The sequence below is a fragment of the Streptomyces tatrensis genome, assembly GCF_049310065.1.
In the GTDB taxonomy this organism is placed as follows: domain Bacteria; phylum Actinomycetota; class Actinomycetes; order Streptomycetales; family Streptomycetaceae; genus Streptomyces.
Genome location: NZ_JBMDLB010000011.1, coordinates 6207673 through 6225587, shown reverse-complemented (window position 1 = coordinate 6225587; position 17915 = coordinate 6207673). Strand labels below are relative to the sequence as shown.

General features: G+C 72.4%; 19 protein-coding genes. 11 read left to right on the top strand and 8 right to left on the bottom strand.

Annotation, left to right across the window (positions count from 1 at the left end; translation table 11 throughout):
• Positions 1-5: 5 nt before the first annotated feature.
• Together ACODT5_RS44435 and ACODT5_RS44430 are read right to left on the bottom strand one after the other, a co-directional pair.
• A complete protein-coding gene (locus ACODT5_RS44435; protein ID WP_422524576.1) occupies positions 6-1649 on the bottom strand; it encodes a DUF3152 domain-containing protein in 1644 nt (547 codons plus the stop codon).
• A 3-nt stretch (positions 1650-1652) separates the two neighbouring features.
• Complete coding sequence (locus ACODT5_RS44430) at positions 1653-2675, bottom strand: alpha/beta fold hydrolase (protein ID WP_422524575.1); 1023 nt, start codon at positions 2673-2675, stop codon at positions 1653-1655.
• Positions 2676-2795: 120 nt separating this feature from the next.
• On the opposite strand from ACODT5_RS44430, the gene ACODT5_RS44425 reads away from it, so the two are divergent.
• From ACODT5_RS44425 to ACODT5_RS44410, 4 genes are all read left to right on the top strand, one after another.
• The gene (locus tag ACODT5_RS44425; protein ID WP_422524574.1) at positions 2796-3011 is read left to right on the top strand and encodes a hypothetical protein; all 216 of its coding nucleotides are present in this window, start codon (positions 2796-2798) and stop codon (positions 3009-3011) included.
• A gap of 146 nt (positions 3012-3157) precedes the next feature.
• Positions 3158-3796, top strand: coding sequence for a TetR/AcrR family transcriptional regulator (locus tag ACODT5_RS44420; RefSeq protein WP_266904787.1), 639 nt, complete (start codon positions 3158-3160; stop codon positions 3794-3796).
• A 217-nt stretch (positions 3797-4013) separates the two neighbouring features.
• Positions 4014-4241: a DUF3107 domain-containing protein gene (locus ACODT5_RS44415; protein WP_250741766.1), complete on the top strand. Its 228-nt coding sequence runs from the start codon at positions 4014-4016 to the stop codon at positions 4239-4241.
• A 136-nt stretch (positions 4242-4377) separates the two neighbouring features.
• Positions 4378-4680 carry a hypothetical protein gene (locus ACODT5_RS44410; RefSeq protein ID WP_422524573.1) on the top strand — a complete coding sequence of 101 codons (303 nt, stop codon included), beginning with the start codon at positions 4378-4380 and terminating at the stop codon, positions 4678-4680.
• A 152-nt stretch (positions 4681-4832) separates the two neighbouring features.
• On the opposite strand, the gene ACODT5_RS44405 is transcribed toward ACODT5_RS44410, so the two are convergent.
• A complete protein-coding gene (locus ACODT5_RS44405) occupies positions 4833-5591 on the bottom strand; it encodes a ferritin-like fold-containing protein (RefSeq protein ID WP_422524572.1) in 759 nt (252 codons plus the stop codon).
• A 463-nt stretch (positions 5592-6054) separates the two neighbouring features.
• Between ACODT5_RS44405 and ACODT5_RS44400 the strand changes: the two genes are divergently transcribed.
• The 3 genes from ACODT5_RS44400 (at position 6055) to ACODT5_RS44390 (ending at position 9403) form a co-directional block, all read left to right on the top strand.
• The gene (locus tag ACODT5_RS44400) at positions 6055-8163 is read left to right on the top strand and encodes a DEAD/DEAH box helicase (RefSeq protein WP_422524571.1); all 2109 of its coding nucleotides are present in this window, start codon (positions 6055-6057) and stop codon (positions 8161-8163) included.
• A gap of 106 nt (positions 8164-8269) precedes the next feature.
• Positions 8270-9157: an alpha/beta fold hydrolase gene (locus ACODT5_RS44395; protein ID WP_422524570.1), complete on the top strand. Its 888-nt coding sequence runs from the start codon at positions 8270-8272 to the stop codon at positions 9155-9157.
• Positions 9158-9250: 93 nt separating this feature from the next.
• A complete protein-coding gene (locus ACODT5_RS44390) occupies positions 9251-9403 on the top strand; it encodes a hypothetical protein (protein WP_243335969.1) in 153 nt (50 codons plus the stop codon).
• Positions 9404-9491: 88 nt separating this feature from the next.
• Here the strand turns inward: ACODT5_RS44390 and ACODT5_RS44385 are convergent, their stop codons facing one another.
• The 4 genes from ACODT5_RS44385 to ACODT5_RS44370 form a co-directional block, all read right to left on the bottom strand.
• A complete protein-coding gene (locus tag ACODT5_RS44385; RefSeq protein ID WP_422524569.1) occupies positions 9492-10097 on the bottom strand; it encodes a MarC family protein in 606 nt (201 codons plus the stop codon).
• Between the two features lie 67 nt (positions 10098-10164).
• A complete protein-coding gene (locus ACODT5_RS44380; RefSeq protein ID WP_422524568.1) occupies positions 10165-11031 on the bottom strand; it encodes a PHP domain-containing protein in 867 nt (288 codons plus the stop codon).
• A gap of 216 nt (positions 11032-11247) precedes the next feature.
• On the bottom strand, positions 11248-11895 hold the full coding sequence (locus ACODT5_RS44375) for a DUF6758 family protein (protein ID WP_422524567.1): 648 nt from the start codon (positions 11893-11895) through the stop codon (positions 11248-11250).
• An 80-nt stretch (positions 11896-11975) separates the two neighbouring features.
• Positions 11976-12560 (bottom strand): suppressor of fused domain protein, encoded by a 585-nt coding sequence (locus ACODT5_RS44370; protein WP_422524566.1) that lies wholly within the window; start codon positions 12558-12560, stop codon positions 11976-11978.
• A 417-nt stretch (positions 12561-12977) separates the two neighbouring features.
• Here ACODT5_RS44370 and ACODT5_RS44365 point away from each other — a divergent pair, with 417 nt between their 5' ends.
• Both ACODT5_RS44365 and ACODT5_RS44360 read left to right on the top strand, forming a co-directional pair.
• Positions 12978-14102, top strand: a complete 1125-nt coding sequence (locus ACODT5_RS44365; RefSeq protein WP_422524565.1) for a magnesium and cobalt transport protein CorA — start codon at positions 12978-12980, stop codon at positions 14100-14102.
• A gap of 31 nt (positions 14103-14133) precedes the next feature.
• Entirely contained in the window at positions 14134-14649 is a 516-nt protein-coding gene (locus tag ACODT5_RS44360; protein ID WP_422524564.1) for a hypothetical protein, read from the top strand.
• Between the two features lie 181 nt (positions 14650-14830).
• On the opposite strand, the gene ACODT5_RS44355 is transcribed toward ACODT5_RS44360, so the two are convergent.
• Entirely contained in the window at positions 14831-15610 is a 780-nt protein-coding gene (locus tag ACODT5_RS44355) for a hypothetical protein (protein ID WP_422524563.1), read from the bottom strand.
• Positions 15611-15854: 244 nt separating this feature from the next.
• Between ACODT5_RS44355 and ACODT5_RS44350 the strand changes: the two genes are divergently transcribed.
• On the top strand, positions 15855-17162 hold the full coding sequence (locus tag ACODT5_RS44350) for a magnesium transporter MgtE N-terminal domain-containing protein (protein ID WP_422524562.1): 1308 nt from the start codon (positions 15855-15857) through the stop codon (positions 17160-17162).
• 181 nt (positions 17163-17343) lie between these two features.
• A complete protein-coding gene (locus ACODT5_RS44345; RefSeq protein WP_422525235.1) occupies positions 17344-17850 on the top strand; it encodes a DUF1003 domain-containing protein in 507 nt (168 codons plus the stop codon).
• Positions 17851-17915: the final 65 nt, after the last annotated feature.

Sequence of the window (17915 nt, the reverse complement as noted above, 5' to 3'; positions counted from 1 at the left end):
GTAGATCAACTCCCCGGATACACCCAGGGGTTGGGTTTGCACTTGATGTTGTTGATGTCCAGGGACTTCGTCTGCTGCTGCATGATCGGGGCGAGCGCGCCCGGTGTCTGGCAGCTCACGTGGCCGTGGCCGAGCCGGTGGCCGACCTCGTGGTTGATCAGCATCTGGCGGTAGGCGAACATCTGGTCCGCGCCGTACGTCGCCGAACCCTGCGACCAGCGGTACGCGTTGATCATCACGCGGTCGGTCGACGCGGAGTCGCAGGAGACGTTGTCGATGGTGGTGTCGAGCCCGGACTTCTTGCACCAGACGCCGGTGGTCCCGGGACTGGCGAGCGTGATCACGAAATCGGCCGAACCGCCCGGCACCCGCTCGAAGGTCTTCGTGCCGCCGTGGCCCCAGCTCCGGTCGTCGTTGAGCGTGCGGTGCACGGCCTCGGCGAACAGCTGCGGATCCAGGCCGAGTCCCTGCTCCACGTCGACGCGGTAGCGGACCACCTTGCCCTTGCCGGGCGCCTGCGCCACACCGGGCACGGTGTCGAAGACGCCGGAGCCCTTCAGCTTCTCGTCGATGGGGAACTGCTGCGCCATCTTCTGGTCGTACGTGAGCTCCGGCGCGGCCTTGATCGCCGCGGAGGCGTCCGGGGTGGGCCGGCCGTCGGAGCGGGAGGCGGCGGAATCGCCCTGCGCGGCGAGCCTGTTGCCCTCGTCGGCGGCGCGCACGGTGTTCTTGGCACCGTCGTCCTCGGAGGCCGCCTGGCCCGCGACGACCACGGCGAGCACGACGGTGACGGCCGCGGCGGCCATCCCGGCGTACGTACGGCCCCTGCCGCCGCGTCCGGCCGGCTGCGGCGCCTCCTGCGCCTCCTGCGCCTCTTCGACGGGGGTGACGAGCGGCGTGCGCGGCGCGGGGATCCGGCGGTGCGAGCCGGTGGCGGTGAAGGCGTCCTCGGCGAAGAGATCCTCGGCGGCGGGGACGGCCCGGTAGGAGCCGGTCGTCGTGAAGGCGTCCTCGTGGACCGGGATCCGGCGGTGCGAACCCGTCGCGGTCATCGGCGAGTCGAGGGTGACCCGCGGGAAGCCGACCGCGGGGGTACCGAAGGCCGGGGTGTCGTGGACGGGGGTGGCGTAGCCCTGGGTGCCGTGACCCGGGGTGTCGTAGACCGGGGTGCCGCGACCGGGGGTGTCGTACACCGGGACGCCGTGACCGGGGGTCTCGTACACCGGGATGCCGTGGCCCGGGGTCTCGTACACCGGGACGCCGTGACCCGGAGTCTCGTAGACCGGAGTGCCGTGACCAGGGGTCTCGTACACCGGGATGCCGCGACCCGGAGTCTCGTACACCGGGGCAGGCGCGCCCGCGCCGGCCGCCGGTCGGGTGCGCGGGGCACCGCGCCAGTCGCCGTAGGTCGACCCGGTACCGGCGGCCGCGCCCCAGGCTCCGCCGGGCTCGTGCTGTTCGGGGTGGCCGCCGCGCGCTCCGGACACCGGCTCGTGGCGCGGCGGAGCCGCGTACCCGCGCGGGGCGGCGGCCGGTTCGGCCCACCCGGCCGGGGAAGCGGTCCGTGCACCGGCCCGTTCGGCCGGCTGCGGATGGCCTGAGCCGGGGCCGGAAGCCTTGGCGGGCTCCTTGCGACTATGTCGTCCCACGTCTCAGCCCTTGCCGTCCTCGTCGGTGTTCCTGGCGTTCCTGGTGTTCCTGGTGTGCACGGTGTCCCCGTCCCCGGTGGCGTCCAGCAGCTCCCGGAAGGCGGCCGCGACCACCTCGGGGTACTCCATCATCGCCACGTGCCCGGCCTCCGGCAGGGACAGCAGCCGCGAACCCCGGAAGGCCGCGGCGGCCTTGCGCGCCATACGGTACGAGACGAGCTGATCCCGGCCACCGTAGACCAGCAGGGTCGGTGCGAGCACCCGCTGTGCCTGGCGCCACAGTCCGTGCTGGCCGCCGAGGGTGTACGCGTCGACGATGCCGCGCGAGGAACGGGTCATCGCGTCCCAGAAGTACGGCAGTGCGAGCCGCCGTTCCATTTCCTCGACGGCCGCCTCGAACACCTCGGGCTTCACCCGGGAGGGGTCCCCGTACAGGAGGTCCGTCAGCCCCCGGGTGCGCCGCTCGGCGCTCAGACCCCGGGTGAGCCGGTCGAGGACCCCGGCCATGCCGGGTACGGCGAGCAGCGCGGTCGGCACGGCCGACTTCTGTACGCGCAGTTCGGGCAGGGCCGGGGAGACCAGCGTCAGCGTGCGCACCAGGTCGGGCCGGACGGCCGCGACCCGGGTGGAGACCGCCCCGCCGAGGGAGTTGCCGAACAGGTGCACCGGTCCGCGCCCGGCGGCGTCGAGGTGGCGGATGACGGTGCGCGCGAGCCCGGTCACCGAGTAGTCCCGGTCGGCGGGCGGCGGGGACCAGCCGAATCCGGGCAGGTCCACGGCCTCGCCGTCGACGGAATCGACCAGCCGCCCCATGAGCGCGGACCAGTTCTGCGAGGAACCGCCGAGCCCGTGGACGAAGAGTGCGGGCGGCAGGCCGGCCCGGACCGGCGGGCGTACCCGTACGTTCATTTCCAGCCCGGGCAGCCGGTCGGTGCGCAGCTGCTCCCCGTCGGCCACTCGCACGGCTCCCACCTGGGAAGACGGCGCGGCGGTGGACCGTACACCCGGCAGCTCGGTCGAAGACATGGGGCAATGTTACGAGACGATCACGCGGCTCCTCTTGTGTTCGCCGTCACAGATGCTTGCGGAACCGCCTAGCGGGGTATCCGCGATCCTCCTAGGCTCGTAGGTGGAAAGGGGTGCTCCATGACTGTCGACCCTGCGGAACCGGACACCTTCCAGTCAGAGGTGCGGGAAACCCTCGATGTGGAAGCCCCCGAGGCGGACGCGGCGGAGCAGAACGCGGAGTTGAATCCGGTCGAGGACGATCCGCTGACCCCCGTGGGCCAGCGCGAAGCCTCCGACGGGGACGCCGCCGAGCAGACCCGGGTGGTGGCCCTGGACGAGGACGATTACCGCTGAGCAAGCGCTGACCAGCATCTCCGGCGGGTAACCGGCGGTCCGTACCGCGAGAAAACTCGGCTTGAACCCACCAGATCCGGTTACCGAAAAGTACGATGGCCGCGCGACGCAAGGCGCACTGTGTTCTAGAGAAAGTGGGAGGCGGCGTGACAGCCATCGAGCAGACCGAGGCAGCGCGTCCGCGGGGCACGCGACTTCCGCGCCGGGCCCGGCGCAACCAGCTCCTGGGCGCCGCCCAGGAGGTCTTCGTCGCGCAGGGTTACCACGCGGCGGCCATGGACGACATCGCGGAGCGTGCCGGAGTCAGCAAGCCGGTGCTCTACCAGCACTTCCCCGGCAAGCTCGACCTCTACCTGGCGCTCCTGGACCAGCACTGCGAGGCCCTGCTGCTCGCCGTGCGCACCGCGCTCGCGTCGACGAGCGACAACAAGATGCGCGTCGCCGCGACCATGGACGCGTACTTCGCGTACGTCGAGGACGAGGGCGGCGCCTTCCGGCTGGTCTTCGAGTCGGACCTGACGAACGAGCCGGCGGTGCGCGAGCGCGTCGACCGCGTCTCCCTGCAGTGCGCCGAGGCCATCTCGGACGTCATCGCCGAGGACACCGGCCTGTCGAAGGACGAGTCGATGCTGCTGGCCGTGGGCCTGGGCGGGGTCTCGCAGGTCGTGGCCCGGTACTGGCTGTCGAGCGAGAGCCCGGTCGCCCGTGACACCGCGGTGGGCCTGCTGACCTCCCTCGCCTGGCGCGGAATCGCCGGCTTCCCGCTGCACCCGACGGACGTCTGAGCGAGGTCCGGCGGCCTCCGAGCGGCGCCTGACCGGCACCTGACCGGCGTCGGCCCGGCTTTCCGGGCCGGCCCCGGCGGTGCCCGCCGGTCTGACCGGCGGCTGTTCGCTGCGAGCGTTTCCGCCGCGCGGCGGACACGTCCCCTCTCCGGGCTAATGTGGACCGGGTAACGGCGCGGCGTGATCGCGCGAACCGGACCGTCGGAGGGACAAGGCCGTGGAGGTCAAGATCGGCGTGCAGCACGCACCCCGGGAGATCGTGCTCGAGAGCGACCTGAGTGCCGAGGAGCTGGAGAGCATCGTCACCGCCGCCCTGTCCGGCTCGGCGCCGCTGCTGAGCCTCACGGACATCAAGGGCCGCAAGGTCCTGGTGCCGTCCGAGCGCCTGTCGTACGTCGACCTGGGCGAGCCCAGCGTGCGCAAGGTCGGCTTCGGCGCGCTCTGAGCACCCTGAAGTACCGAGAACGGCCCGGTGGACGACTCCACCGGGCCGTTTCCGTTTCCTCCGCTTCGGGTAGGACCGCTGTAAGAAGCACGCTCCCGGTACGCCCCGGTACGTCCGCCGTTCGAGAGGATTCCCCATGCTGCTGATCGAGACGCTCGGCTCCGCTCTCCTGGGCCTCGCCCTGGCCGGGGCGGCCGTCCGTGCGTTCGGCCCGCGGCTGCCCTCTCCGCGGACGGTGCTGGTGAGCGGAGTCGCGGGTGCCCTCTTCGGCGCCTATCTGACGCACACCGCGCTGGGCCCCGGGCACAACACCCTGTTCGCGACCCTCATCGGCGGCGCGCTGGTCTCGGCGGTGGTCCTGTCCCTGCTGCTGCGGCCCGCCGGCCGGACTGCGAGGCCGTCCCACCGGACTCCGTTTTCGGTCCCGACGCGGGGTTAGACGACCCCACTGACTCCACTGGCTCCACTGGCTCCACTGGCTCCACTGGCTCCACTGACCCATGACATCGGCCCCCGTGCGGAGCTTCCGCGCGGGGGCCGACGTACGTCTCGGGACAGGGACCGGGACCCGGATGGGGTCCCGGACCGGGACTAGGCCGCGAGGCCCAGGGCCGCCATGCGCTTGGTGTGCGCCTTGGTGATCCGGGTGAACATCTCGCCGACGGCCGCCAGGTCGAAGCCGGCAGCCATCCCGTCCACCCCGCCGACCAGCATGGTGGAGAGCGCGTCACGCTCGGCGACCACGCGCTGCGCCTGCGACAGGGCCTCGCCCATCAGCCGGCGGGCCCACAGCGCGAGCCGGCCGCCGCAGCGCGGGTCGGCCTCGATGGCGGCGCGCACCTTCTCCACGGCGAAACCGCCGTGGCCGGTGTCGTCGAGCACGCTCACGACGAGCCCGCGGGTGTCCGTGTCGAGGTGGGTGGCCACCTCGCGGTAGAAGTCGCTGGCGATGGAGTCGCCGACGTAGGCCTTGACCAGGCCCTCCAGCCAGTCCGACGGGGCGGTCTGGCGGTGGAAGTCGTCGACGCCCTTCGCGAAGGGCTCCATCGCGGCGGTGGCGTCCTCGTCGATCGCGGCGAGCCGGTCGCGCAGGCGCTCGAAGTGGTGGAACTCGGCGGAGGCCATCTTCGCGAGCTCGGCCTTGTCCCCGAGGGTGGGCGCGAGCTTCGCGTCCTCCGCGAGGCGTTCGAAGGCCGCGAGTTCGCCGTACGCGAGCGCCCCGAGCAGATCCACCACGGCGGCCCGGTACTGCGGCGAGGCGGAGGCCGTGACCCAGTCCTGGGCGGCGATGCCGGCTGCCTCGGAGGGGGCGCTTTCGTCGGCGGGCGATGCGTTTTCAACGGTCGACATGCTCCGCACAATAGCTCGCCGAAAGGCACCATGAACCACCTGCTCAGTCCACGTAAACGCGCCTACCTGGTGAATTCACCCGACACAGCTGCGAGATTCCGGGGTACAGTGGTAATGCGCCTGCCGAACACTCGGCGGGCCATCCGAATGAGGATGCCCGGTCGGTGGCCCGATCGGCTCCACCCGACCGCCCTCGGCGTGATGCGTACGTTCATACGTCGCCTCCCACGAGGGGCCCCCTCAGCGGCATAAAGCGCCTGAGCGATGGCTCGTGGTCCCGCGCAGCTTCGTACGTACGTAGTAGTACTGCAAGCCCGGCACGGTACGACCCCCTTCGCCGCCTCGCGCCGCGTCTCACAGAAGAGGCAGCACCCTGACTACGTTCCGAGACCTCGGGATCTTTCCCGAGACGGCCGAAGCCCTTGAGGCCGTCGGCATTGTGTCCCCCTTCCCGATCCAGGAGATGACCCTCCCCGTCGCCATGTCCGGCACGGACGTCATCGGCCAGGCCAAGACCGGTACCGGCAAGACGCTCGGTTTCGGCCTCCCCCTGCTGGAGCGCGTCGTCGTCCCCGCGGACGTCGAGGCCGGCCGTTCCACGCCGGATCAGCTCACCGACGCCCCGCAGGCCCTCGTGGTGGTTCCGACCCGCGAGCTCTGCACCCAGGTCACCAACGACCTCCTCACCGCGGGCAAGGTCCGCAACGTCCGCGTCCTCGCCATATACGGCGGCCGCGCGTACGAGCCGCAGGTCGAGGCGCTCAAGAAGGGCGTCGACGTCATCGTCGGCACCCCGGGCCGCCTGCTCGACCTGGCCGGACAGAAGAAGCTCGACCTCTCCAAGGTCAAGGCCCTCGTCCTCGACGAGGCCGACGAGATGCTCGACCTGGGCTTCCTGCCCGACGTCGAGCGGATCATGAGCTACCTGCCGGCCAAGCGTCAGACGATGCTGTTCTCGGCGACCATGCCGGGTGCGGTCATCGGACTGGCCCGCCGTTACATGACGCAGCCGACGCACATCCGCGCCGTCTCCGAGGACGGTGAGGGCGCGACCGTCGCCAACACCACGCAGCACGTCTTCCGTGCGCACAACATGGACAAGCCGGAGCTCGTCTCCCGCATCCTGCAGGCCGAAGGCCGCGGGCTCGCCATGATCTTCTGCCGCACCAAGCGCACGGCGGCCGACATCGCCGAGCAGCTGGAGAAGCGCGGCTTCGCCTCCGGCGCCGTCCACGGCGACCTGGGCCAGGGCGCCCGCGAGCAGGCGCTGCGCGCCTTCCGCAACGGCAAGGTCGACGTGCTGGTCTGCACCGACGTCGCCGCGCGCGGTATCGATGTCGAGGGTGTCACCCACGTCATCAACTACCAGACGCCCGAGGACGAGAAGACCTTCCTGCACCGCGTGGGCCGCACCGGCCGCGCGGGCAAGAAGGGCATCGCCGTCACCCTGGTCGACTGGGACGACATCCCGCGCTGGCAGCTGATCAACAAGGCGCTGGAGCTGGACTTCCACGACCCGGTGGAGACGTACTCCACGTCCCCGCACCTGTACGAGCTGATGAACATCCCGGCCGGCACCAAGGGCGTCCTGCCGCGCGCCGAGCGCACGCGGGCCGGCCTGAAGGCCGAGAACCTGGAAGACCTGGGCGAGACCGGCGGCCGCGGTGGCCGTGGCGGTCGCGACGGTGGCCGTGACAGCGGTCGCGACGCCGGTCGTGACCGTGGCCGCGATGCCGGCCGCGACGGTGGGCGTGACGGTGGCCGCAGTGCCGCCGCCGCCCCGGTCGCCGCCGAGGAGCGTCCCGCCCGCGCCCCGCGCCAGCGCCGCCGCACCCGTGGCGGCTCGGACTCGGGCGCCGAGCTCCTGACCCCGGTGACCGCCGAGGCCGCGCCGGTCAGCCCGGTCAGCCCCGTCGCGGCGCCCGCCGCCGCGGTGCAGGCTCCGGCTCCGGCTCCGGAGGCTCCGGCCGCCGACGAGGCGCGCAAGCCGCGCCGTCGCCGGACCCGGTCGGCCGCTCCGGCCGCCACCTTCGTCGCCCCCGCGACGGCGCTGGAGCCCCTGGCCCCGTTCGTCGTGGAGCCCGAGCCCGACTTCCAGATGGCCCCGATGGTCGAGCCGGTCCGGGAGCGCCGCACCAGCGCGCCCCGCTCCAGCGCGCCCCGCACGAGCGCCCCGCGTGCCCGGGCCCCCCGCAAGGCCGCGGCCGCTCCGGTCGCCGCCCCGGTGGCCGAGGTCGTCGCGCAGGCCGCCGTGGTCGAGGCTCCGGTCGCTCCGGTCGTCGCCCCGGTCGCGGTCGCGGTCGCCGAGGAGGCCCCCGCCAAGCCGAAGCGCACGCGGACCCGCAAGGTCGCCGCTGCCGCCCCGGCCGCCGAGGTCGTCGCCGAGGCCGCCGTTCCGGTGGCGGAGGAGGCTCCGGTCAAGCCGAAGCGCACCCGCACCCGCAAGGTCGCGGCCGTCGCCCCGGAGGCTCCGGCCGCCGAGGCCGCCGCTCCGGCCGAGGAGGCCCCGGCCAAGCCGAAGCGCACGCGGACCCGCAAGGCCGTCGCCGCGGTGGAGACCCCGGAGGCGTAACGCCCTGCCGATGGCCCCGGTCCCCTTTCGAGGGGGCCGGGGCCATCGGCGTACCCGGGCCCCGGCGGAGCTCCCGTACGGGCGTACGGGCCGGTAACCTCGGGCCATGAGCAAGCCGCCGACCCTCACGCTCCCGCCCGCAGCCCGTGCGTACCGGCTGTCCACGGCCCGCGGCGAGTTCGCCGCGCACGAGGCCGTGCCCGTCGGTCCGGCCCGCGCCACCGCCCTGCTGGTGCCCGGCTACACCGGCAGCAAGGAGGACTTCATCGGCCTCCTCGGGCCGCTGGCCGACGCCGGATACCGGGTGGTCGCCGTGGACGGTCGCGGCCAGCACGAGAGCGGCGGGCCGCGCACGCAGGCCCCGTACGCCCTGACGGAGCTGGCGCAGGACGTCCTCGCCCAGACCGCCGCCCTCGCCGCGGCCGGTCCGGTGCACCTGCTCGGGCATTCGCTGGGCGGGCTGATCGTCCGGGCGGCCGTGGTCCGCGATCCGGCCCCGTACGCCAGCCTCACGCTGCTCAGCAGCGGCCCGGGCGCGGTCTGCGCGGACCAGCAGGGCCGTACGAAGCTGCTGGTCTCGGCGCTGGAGGCGATGGGCGACGACATGCCGGGCATCTGGGCGGCCATGCGCGCCATGGATCCGCGCGACGCGCCCCCCGAGGACCCGGCCCTCGCGGACTTCCTGCGCGCCCGCTGGCTGGGGACCGTCCCCGAGCAGCTGATGGTGACCGGCCGGGCGCTGATCGAGGAGCCGGACCGGATCGACGAGCTCGCCGCCGCGGCGCCGGGGCTGGCGAAGCTGGTGCTGTCCGGGGAGTCGGACCCGGTGTGGCCGGTGTCGGAGATGGACGCGATGGCGCGCCGGCTGGGCGCGGCGCGGGTGGTGGTCCCGGGGACGGAACACTCTCCGAACGCCGAGGATCCGGCGGCCACGGCGGCGGCACTGGCGGCGTTCTGGGGGGCTCTGACGTCTCCGGTACCGGTTAGTAGTTAGGCAAGGAAAAAATTTCCTTAGCGTAGGGAATGTTTGCGGCTTACACTTCGTTAACCCTGTACAAGGAGAAACACTGACGAAGGGAGAAGCCCCATGCGCTTCGAGATTCTGCGCCTGGACGACGTCGACGGATCTGCCGTGGACAGCACCGTCGTGGACGCGGCCTCCGTCAACCGGATCGTGCAGCAGGCCGCGGCCGTAGGCCAGCGCATCCTGATCCGACCGGCTGAGACCGTGTCCAACTGACCGCGTCCACCTATTCGCCGAACGCCCCCGCACCGATCCCGGTGCGGGGGCGTTCGCATGCGCGGCGGGTGGCGCGCGGATCCGTCGGCTACGCGGTCTGGATCACCTGGAGCACACCGTTGATGATCTGCTGGACGGCGATCGCGGAGAGCATCATGCCTGCCAGGCGCGTCACGAGGACCACGCCGCCGTCCTTGATCACGCGGATGATGACGAGCGAGTAGCGCATCACCACCCACAGCACGATGTGCATCGCGACGATCGCGGCCCACACCGAGACCTGGCCGGTGACCCCGTCGGCCTTCTGCACGGCCAGGATCACCGAGACGATCGCGCCGGGCCCGGCGAGCAGCGGCATGCCGAGCGGGACGAGCGCGACGTTCACGTCCTTGGTCTGCTTCGGCTCGTCGGTCTTGCCGGTGAGCAGGTCGAGCGCGATGAGCAGGAGCAGCAGACCGCCCGCGATCATCAGGGCCGGCACGGAGACGTGCAGGTAGTCGAGGATCTGCTGGCCGCAGAGGCCGAAGACGGCGATGACGCCGAAGGCGACGCAGACGGCCTGCCAGGCCATGCGGCGCTGCACCTTGGCGGGACGGCCGGAGGTCAGCGCGAGGAAGATGGGCGTGATCCCCGGGGGGTCCATAATCACAAAAAGCGTGAGAAAGAGGGATCCGAAGACGGCGAAATCGAGCACAGTGATGCCTTGCAGGAGAGGGGTGTCACGAAAAAGGGGCGGCAGAGCGGGAGGGGCGCGGCGGCGGTCAGCCGCGTACGCGTCCACCGGCGCCGGGGACCGGGAACGCCCCGGTGGCACGGCGGGTGATCTCGCCGTAGATCTCGGGGTCGGTCGTGTACTCCCCGAGGCGGCAGGTCTTGCGGCTGCCGTGGTAATCGCTGGACCCGGTGGTCAGCAGACCGAGGTCGCCGGCCAGGCCGCGCAGGCGCGCGCGGGTGGCCTCGTCGTGGTCCATGTGGTCGACCTCGATGCCGTCGAGGCCCGCCGAGGCGAGGGCGGCTATCGCGCTCTCGGGCACGCAGGTGCCGCGCTTGACGGCGGCGGGGTGGGCAAAGACGGTGACCCCGCCGGCCGCCTTGACCAGGCGGATCGCGTCGAAGGGATCGAGCTCGTGCTTCTCGGCGTACGCACGGCCGCCGTCGGCGAGCCAGTCCGCGGTGAAGGCGTCCGACACGGTGGGCACGACGCCCAGCTCGACGAGCGCGGCGGCGATGTGCGGGCGGCCCACGGAGCCGTCACCGGCGATCCGGGCCACCTGCTCCCAGGTGATGTCCACCCCGATGTCCCGCAGCTTGCCGATCATGGCCTGCGCGCGCGGGGTGCGGTCGTCGCGCACGAGCTCCCGCTCGCGGAAGAGCTCGGGCTCCTCGGGGTCGAAGAGGTACGCCAGCATGTGCATGCCGATGCCGTCGAGACGGCAGCTCAGCTCGGCGCCGGTGACCAGGGTCAGCCCCTGGGGCAGCGCGGCGATGGCCTCGCGGTACCCGGCGACGGTGTCGTGGTCGGTCAGCGCCACCACGTCGAGCCCCGCACCGGCGGCATTGCGCACCAGCTCGGCGGGGGTGTCCGTACCGTCCGAGGCCGTGGAGTGGGCGTGCAGATCAATGCGCACAGCCGAACTCCAGGGTTCACACGCGGACGGGGGACACTCCAGGATAGCGTCCGCTTTTCCCGGTACGGGCCCCACCGGACCGGCCGCGCCGAGGGCCGCCTGCCCTGCCGCACCGGGGGCCACCGGGCCAACCCCGTCCCGGACCGCCGGACGGAGTCCGGCGCAGCACCGCGAAGCCGGTGAGGCCCGCCAGGGCCGAGCCGTGCGAGGGGGGCGTCAAGAAGGCTGGGACAAAATGCGGGGGCTCAGGGCGCCGCAGGGCAGCAGCTCCACCTCGGCTCCCGCGTCGCGCAGGTCGGTCAGGACCAGTTCGTCGTACATCAGCAGGCCCGACTGCTCCGGCCAGACGATCGCCCACAGCCACAGCCCGCGCGCCTCGCCGGCGAAGACGGCCCGGTCCTCGGGGACGCCGGTGACGTGCCAGAGCGGCGTCGGGCGTCCGGCGGCGACCACCTTGGCGTGCGGCGGAGCGGAGACGTTCATGTAGCGGCCCGGGTCGGGGGCGTCGAGACCGGCGAACCGCGCACCCAGGCCGACGCCCAGTTCCTCGGCGATCAGCAGCAGCTCGCCGATGCCGCCGAGCGGGCCGGGACCCGAGCAGGCCACGGCGGTGGCCCGGCCGCCGCTGCGGTCGTCACCGGCGGAGGCGACCCCGGTGAACAGCCAGCCGACGGGCAGCGGCCAGGGCATCCAGACCGGTACCTGCGCCCGGTTCACCACCACGCCCAGACCTTCGACGCTCGGCGGGATCACGGGCTGCAGGGGATGGACGGTGCCGTGCACGGCGCACTGCCAGGAGTCGGCAAAAAGACCGGGCGCCCTGACCCGGCCACCACACTTCGGGCAACTCGGTTCGCCCCTCATAAGAAGCCACGCTCCTCCCCGCCGCGCGCCCCGTCAAGACGCGCTCACCCGTCCGGGGCGGCCGGGCGGTGGCCGGATGCTCAGTCCAGTGCGACTGCCGTACGCAGAGGGTCCCGCAGATCCGTGCCGCGCGCGAGCCAGCGTTCCTGCAGGGCGGCGGCGCCGTGGACCCTCTTCCACGCCGCCTCGTTCGCCGTCATCGGCAGGAGGGGGAAGAAGGAGACGGGGTCCATGGGGTCGTCCAGGACGACGTCCTCGACCAGTCCGCCGGGCTCCGCCACGAGCACGGAGGTGAACGGCGCCCCGTCCCACAGGGGTTCGCCCACGTCCAGGGAGGCGCCGGGCGTCACGATGAGCCCTTCCACCTGGGGCGACGCCGCCAGCACGGCCAGCGGCCGCAGCAGCTTGTCGGTGGGCGCGAGCCCGCCCCGCACGGTCAGGACGAGTTCCGCGCGCGGGCCGCGGACCGGGTCGGCGACCACCACCGTCGGGTCGGCCATGGGCTGGGCGGACATGCCGAGGGTCGCGTACCGCACGAGGTCGCCCTCGGTGAAGCGGAGGACTTCGAAACGGTCGGTGCCCAGGAAGGTGACGGCGGCGCGGGCGTCGGGTTCGCCGAGCGCGGCGCGCAGCCGGGCTTCCACAAGGGCCAGAATTTCTGCCATGGAGCGAGCATAGAACTCGTATCAGCCGGGTAAAGAGCGGCTCTTGACCATCCGTCGGCTGATATCGTTGACCGCTGGTCGGGGACGCTCTCAGAAGAGAAGTTTCAGTGCCCCGGCGACAGGACGTCCCTTACGGGGGACCGGCCGGAGGAGGTGGGGCTGCGGTGCATCGAAGTCGATCGCACAGTACGTGCGGTACCTCTCGCTCTTCCACTTCGCCGACGGGCGCGCCGCGCCCCCTTTGATCCGCGCGTCTTTGGATCCACACGCCGGATCGGTCGAAGAGCGACGGAAGAACTGTGTCCTCCCGTCCTGATCCTTCCGCCTGCCCGCCCGGACTGCCGACCGGGTGGGCGTGCCGTCCGGAAGGACCTCCCACCCGTACGGTCCGCAGCCGTGCGCGCGAAGGAGCCTGCCATGTCGATGCTGCCCTACCTCCGTGCCGCCGTCCGTCCCGCGCTGCGCAGGTCCACCCCGGCCCAGCCCGGCTACGACACCACCCGCGACCCGTCCGCGAACAGCGCGTTGGTCGACTGCGCCGTCTACCGCGACGGGCGGCGCGACGTGCGCGCGCAGGGCGCTTCCTGCCTGACGCCCCGTGAGGCGCTGCGCGAGGTCCGCGAGGACGGCGGTTTCGCGTGGATCGGCCTGCACGAGCCGACGGAGGCCGAGTTCGCGGGGATCGCCGCCGTGTTCGGGCTGCACCCGCTGGCCGTGGAGGACGCGGTGCACGCGCACCAGCGGCCGAAGCTGGAGCGCTACGACGACACCCTCTTCACCGTCTTCAAGACGATCCACTACGTCGAGCACGCCGAACTCACCGCCACCAGCGAGGTGGTGGAGACCGGCGAGGTGATGTGCTTCACCGGCCCCGACTTCGTCATCACCGTCCGGCACGGCGGCCACGGCTCCCTCAAGGGCCTGCGCCACCGCCTCCAGGACGACCCGGCGCTCCTCGCCAAGGGCCCCTCCGCCGTCCTGCACTCCCTCGCCGACCACGTGGTCGACGGGTACATCGCCGTCGCCGCGGCCGTGCAGGACGACATCGACGAGGTGGAGAGCGAGGTCTTCGCCGCCCCGGCCAAGGGCGCCGCGCGCGGCGGCGACGCGGGCCGCATCTACCAGCTCAAGCGCGAGGTGCTGGAGTTCAAGCGGGCCGTCTCCCCGCTGCTGCGTCCCATGGAGCTGCTCAGCGAGCGCCCGATGCGGCTGGTGGAGCCCGACATCCAGAAGTACTTCCGCGACGTCGCCGACCACCTGGCCCGCGTGCACGAGCAGGTCGTCGGCTTCGACGAGCTGCTGAACTCCATCCTCCAGGCCAACCTGGCGCAGGCGACCGTCGCGCAGAACGAGGACATGCGCAAGATCACCTCCTGGGCGGCGATCATCGCCGTGCCCACGATGATCTGCGGGGTGTACGGGATGAACTTCGAGCACATGCCGGAGCTCCAGTGGCGCTACGGCTACCCGATGGTGATGGCCGCCATCGCCGGAACCTGCTTCACCATCCACCGGGCCCTGCGCCGCCACGGCTGGCTGTGAGCGTGCGCGAGGCGCTGGCTACCCTGTGCGCATGACTCTCAGCGCGCTCGATCTGGCCCTCGTCGAGGAGGCCACCAAGAAGTCCGGCCTCATCTGGGTCCGCGGCTCCGGGGCCGACCGCGGGCTGTGGCACGCCTGGGTGGACGGCGCGGCGCACGTGCTCGGCGACGGGCCCGGGGAGCAGCCGTTCCCGGGGCTCGCGGACGGGGCGGCGGCCGAGGTGACCGTGCGCAGCAAGGACAAGGGCGGCCGGCTCGTCGCGTGGACGGCGACCGTACGCGAGCTCGTGCCCGGCAGCGAGCCGTGGGAGGCCGCGGTGGCCGAGCTGAAGGGCAAGCGGCTCAACGCGCCCGACTCCGCCGAGATGACCGAACGCTGGGCGCGGGAGTGCCGGCTGCTGCGCCTGGAGCCGGAGTCGGTCCGGGCCGCCCTCCCCGAGGGTTCGCTGGCGGCGGCTCCGCTGGGCTCCCCCGCGACGACCCGGCAGCCCGTCCCGGCCGGGCTGCCGAAGCTGCTGCTGAAGCGGAAGAAGAAGGCGGCCCGCTAGTGCTGCGGCCGGAAAGGTTTGCCGGGTCGCGGTGTCCGGTGCGGTGCATCGCAAGGCGGAGGACCGCGGCTAGTACTGGACGTACTTCCGTGGTCCGACAACGCGGCGAGGTGCCGTGCCGGGCGCCGTGACCCGGTGAACCTTTCCGGTCACAGCACTAGGCCGTCCCCGGCTGCGCGGCCTAGCCCTGCGGGTTGGCGCCCTGGCCGGAGCCCTTGGGGGTGCCCGGCTGCTCCTTGGTCGTGGGCAGCTCGGAACCGTAGTCCACCGTCTGGTCCGGCTCGGGCGCGGTCAGCTCGACCGGCAGGCCCCATTCCCCGAGGGTCACCCGGCCGGCGCCGCCCGCGCGTTCCATGAGGAGCGGGTAGGGGGTGCCCTCCAGGGAGACCGAGAGTTTGCCGCCCTTGCCCTTGTCCGCCGAGACCTGGACGGCCCGGGTGGGCCCGACCTTGGTGTAGTCCTCGCCCTTGGTGAGCTTCCCGTCGAGCCCGAGCAGCCCGTCGAGCATGACCTGCATGTCGGTGAACCCGCGGAACTGCTTGTACGAGGGGTCGCCCTCGGGCACCTTGACGAACTTGTCGCCGAGCTTGCCGGCCGCTTCGGACTGGCCCCAGAAAGCGGCGCCCGCCTTGAGGTAGAGCTGCTCCCCGACGCGCAGCAGCTGGAAGGTGGTGTCGTCCTGGGACTTCACCTCGCCGGAGCCGCCGTCCGCGCCGAGCCGCATGTCCAGGGTGAAGGACTTGCCGCCGCTGACGAGCGTGCCGGAGAGGTGGACCGACTGCGCCCCGGTGACGGCCGCCTTCGCCTTGCCCTCGATCTGCTCGGCGGACAGCTTGCCGACCCCGTTCGTCCCCTCGTCGGGGTCCGCCCCGCACCCCGTGCCGACGACGGCCAGGCCCGCGCAGAGGGCACTGACGAAGGCGGCCCGGCGCAGCCGCGGGGCGGGGAAATAGGCGGTCACGGGCAGGTGCCCCTCTCGTTGCGTCGGCGAGCAGCTGGCAGCGTACCCGCCCGTACGCGGGCCGCCGCGCGGCACCCGGGCGCTGCCCGTGGGGACGCGCGTACGGGGGCCCGGGGGCGCCGCACGGGCGCCGGGGTGATGCCCGGGCGGACGGCCCCACCAGGAGGTTGCGTGCGGTACGGGCTAACCTGAGGGCGGCAGTACCGGTGATCGACGGATGACGCAGCTCGTAGGAGGCGCTCGGATGGCGGCAGGCGCCCCACGGATCTTCGTCTCGCATCTGTCGGGTGTGCCCGTCTTCGACCCCAACGGCGACCAGGTGGGCCGGGTGCGCGACCTCGTCGCGATGCTCCGCGTGGCCGGCCGGCCGCCCCGGCTGCTCGGCCTGGTGGTCGAGGTCGTCAGCCGGCGGCGGATCTTCCTTCCCATGACCCGGGTGACGGGCGTCGAGTCCGGCCAGGTGATCACCACCGGCGTGGTCAACATGCGGCGCTTCGAGCAGCGCCCCACCGAGCGGCTGATCCTCGGCGAACTGCTGGACCGGCGCGTGCGCCTGGTCGCGGACGACGAGGAGGTCACCGTCCTGGACGTGGCCATCCAGCAGCTGCCGGCCCGCCGCGACTGGGAGATCGACCGGATCTTCGTACGGAAGGGCAAGGCGGGCGCGCTGCGGCGGCGCGGCGAGACCCTGACCGTGGAGTGGTCGGCGGTGACGGGCTTCTCGCTGGAGGAGCACGGGCAGGGCGCCGAGAACCTGGTCGCCACCTTCGAGCAGATGCGCCCCGCGGACGTGGCGAACGTCCTGCACCACCTGACGCCGAAGCGGCGCGCCGAGGTGGCGAGCGCCCTCGACGACGACCGGCTCGCGGACGTCATGGAGGAGCTGCCCGAGGACGAGCAGGTGGAGATCCTCGGGAAGCTGAAGGAGGAGCGCGCGGCCGACGTCCTGGAGGCGATGGACCCGGACGACGCGGCCGACCTGCTCTCCGAGCTGCCGGAGGACGACAAGGAGCGGCTGCTGACGCTGATGCGGCCGGACGACGCCGCCGACGTGCGGCGCCTGCTGTCCTACGAGGAGAACACCGCGGGCGGTCTGATGACCACGGAGCCGATCGTGCTGCGGCCCGACGCGACGGTCGCCGACGCGCTGGCCCGCGTACGGCAGTCGGACCTGTCGCCGGCGCTGGCAGCGCAGGTGTACGTGTGCCGGCCGCCGGACGAGACGCCGACGGGCAAGTACCTGGGCACGGTGCACTTCCAGCGGCTGCTGCGCGATCCGCCGTTCACCCTGGTCAGCTCGATCGTGGACACCGGGCTGGCGCCGCTGCGGCCGGACTCCTCGCTGCCGGTGGTGACCAGCTACCTGGCCGCGTACAACATGGTCGCGGTCCCGGTCGTCGACGAGAGCGGCTCGCTGCTGGGCGCGGTCACCGTCGACGACGTACTGGACCACCTGCTGCCGGACGACTGGCGGGAGACGGACTTCCATTCGGAGGGCCCCGGTGGTCCCGAGGATTCCGAGCGTGCGGAAGGGGCCCTCCGTGGGGACTGAGCGGGGGCGCGGCGAGCAGCCGCGCGAGCGGCGCAAGGAGCAGATCCGGGAACGGCGCGAGCGGGCGCGGGCGCAGGCCCGCGAGTACGGGCTGGCGGAGGCCGCCGCGGAGCGGGCGGAACGTTCCTCTTTCGAGCGCGGCGAGCGGGCGAAGGCCAGTCAGTCGAGCGGGGCGAGCGCGCTGACGCGCTCGCGTGCGCGGCTCGACCTGCCGCGCCCGGCTCGCCGGCGGCTGCTGCCCGAGTACGACCCGGAGGCCTTCGGGCGGCTCTCGGAGCGGGTCGCGCGGTTCCTCGGCACGGGCCGGTTCATCGTATGGATGACCGTCGTCATCATCATCTGGGTGCTGTGGAACATCTTCGCGCCGGCCGACCTGCGGTGGGACGAGTACCCCTTCATCTTCCTGACCCTGATGCTGTCGCTCCAGGCCTCCTACGCGGCCCCGCTGATCCTGCTGGCGCAGAACCGCCAGGACGACCGGGACCGGGTCAACCTGGAGCAGGACCGCAAGCAGAACGAGCGCTCGCTGGCCGACACGGAGTATCTGACCCGGGAGATCGCGGCGCTGCGGATGGGTCTGGGCGAGGTCGCCACGCGCGACTGGATCCGCTCCGAGTTCCAGGATCTGATCAAGGAGATGGACGAGCGGCGGCTATTCCCCGCCGAGAGTGACGAAGGCGACCGCTAGCGGGCTTTCCTGAGGCCCGCCACCGCGCCGTACCATCGGGGCATGGCTACCGACACAAGCTCCGC

Coding starts and splice junctions, on each gene's coding strand:
- ACODT5_RS44430 (WP_422524575.1), bottom strand. CDS start 2,675: ATGTCTTCGACCGAGCTGCCGGGTGTACGGTCCACCGCCGCGCCGTCT.
- ACODT5_RS44425 (WP_422524574.1), top strand. CDS start 2,796: ATGACTGTCGACCCTGCGGAACCGGACACCTTCCAGTCAGAGGTGCGG.
- ACODT5_RS44410 (WP_422524573.1), top strand. CDS start 4,378: ATGCTGCTGATCGAGACGCTCGGCTCCGCTCTCCTGGGCCTCGCCCTG.
- ACODT5_RS44405 (WP_422524572.1), bottom strand. CDS start 5,591: ATGTCGACCGTTGAAAACGCATCGCCCGCCGACGAAAGCGCCCCCTCC.
- ACODT5_RS44400 (WP_422524571.1), top strand. CDS start 6,055: ATGACCCTCCCCGTCGCCATGTCCGGCACGGACGTCATCGGCCAGGCC.
- ACODT5_RS44395 (WP_422524570.1), top strand. CDS start 8,270: ATGAGCAAGCCGCCGACCCTCACGCTCCCGCCCGCAGCCCGTGCGTAC.
- ACODT5_RS44390 (WP_243335969.1), top strand. CDS start 9,251: ATGCGCTTCGAGATTCTGCGCCTGGACGACGTCGACGGATCTGCCGTG.
- ACODT5_RS44375 (WP_422524567.1), bottom strand. CDS start 11,895: ATGAGGGGCGAACCGAGTTGCCCGAAGTGTGGTGGCCGGGTCAGGGCG.
- ACODT5_RS44370 (WP_422524566.1), bottom strand. CDS start 12,560: ATGGCAGAAATTCTGGCCCTTGTGGAAGCCCGGCTGCGCGCCGCGCTC.
- ACODT5_RS44365 (WP_422524565.1), top strand. CDS start 12,978: ATGTCGATGCTGCCCTACCTCCGTGCCGCCGTCCGTCCCGCGCTGCGC.
- ACODT5_RS44360 (WP_422524564.1), top strand. CDS start 14,134: ATGACTCTCAGCGCGCTCGATCTGGCCCTCGTCGAGGAGGCCACCAAG.
- ACODT5_RS44350 (WP_422524562.1), top strand. CDS start 15,855: ATGGCGGCAGGCGCCCCACGGATCTTCGTCTCGCATCTGTCGGGTGTG.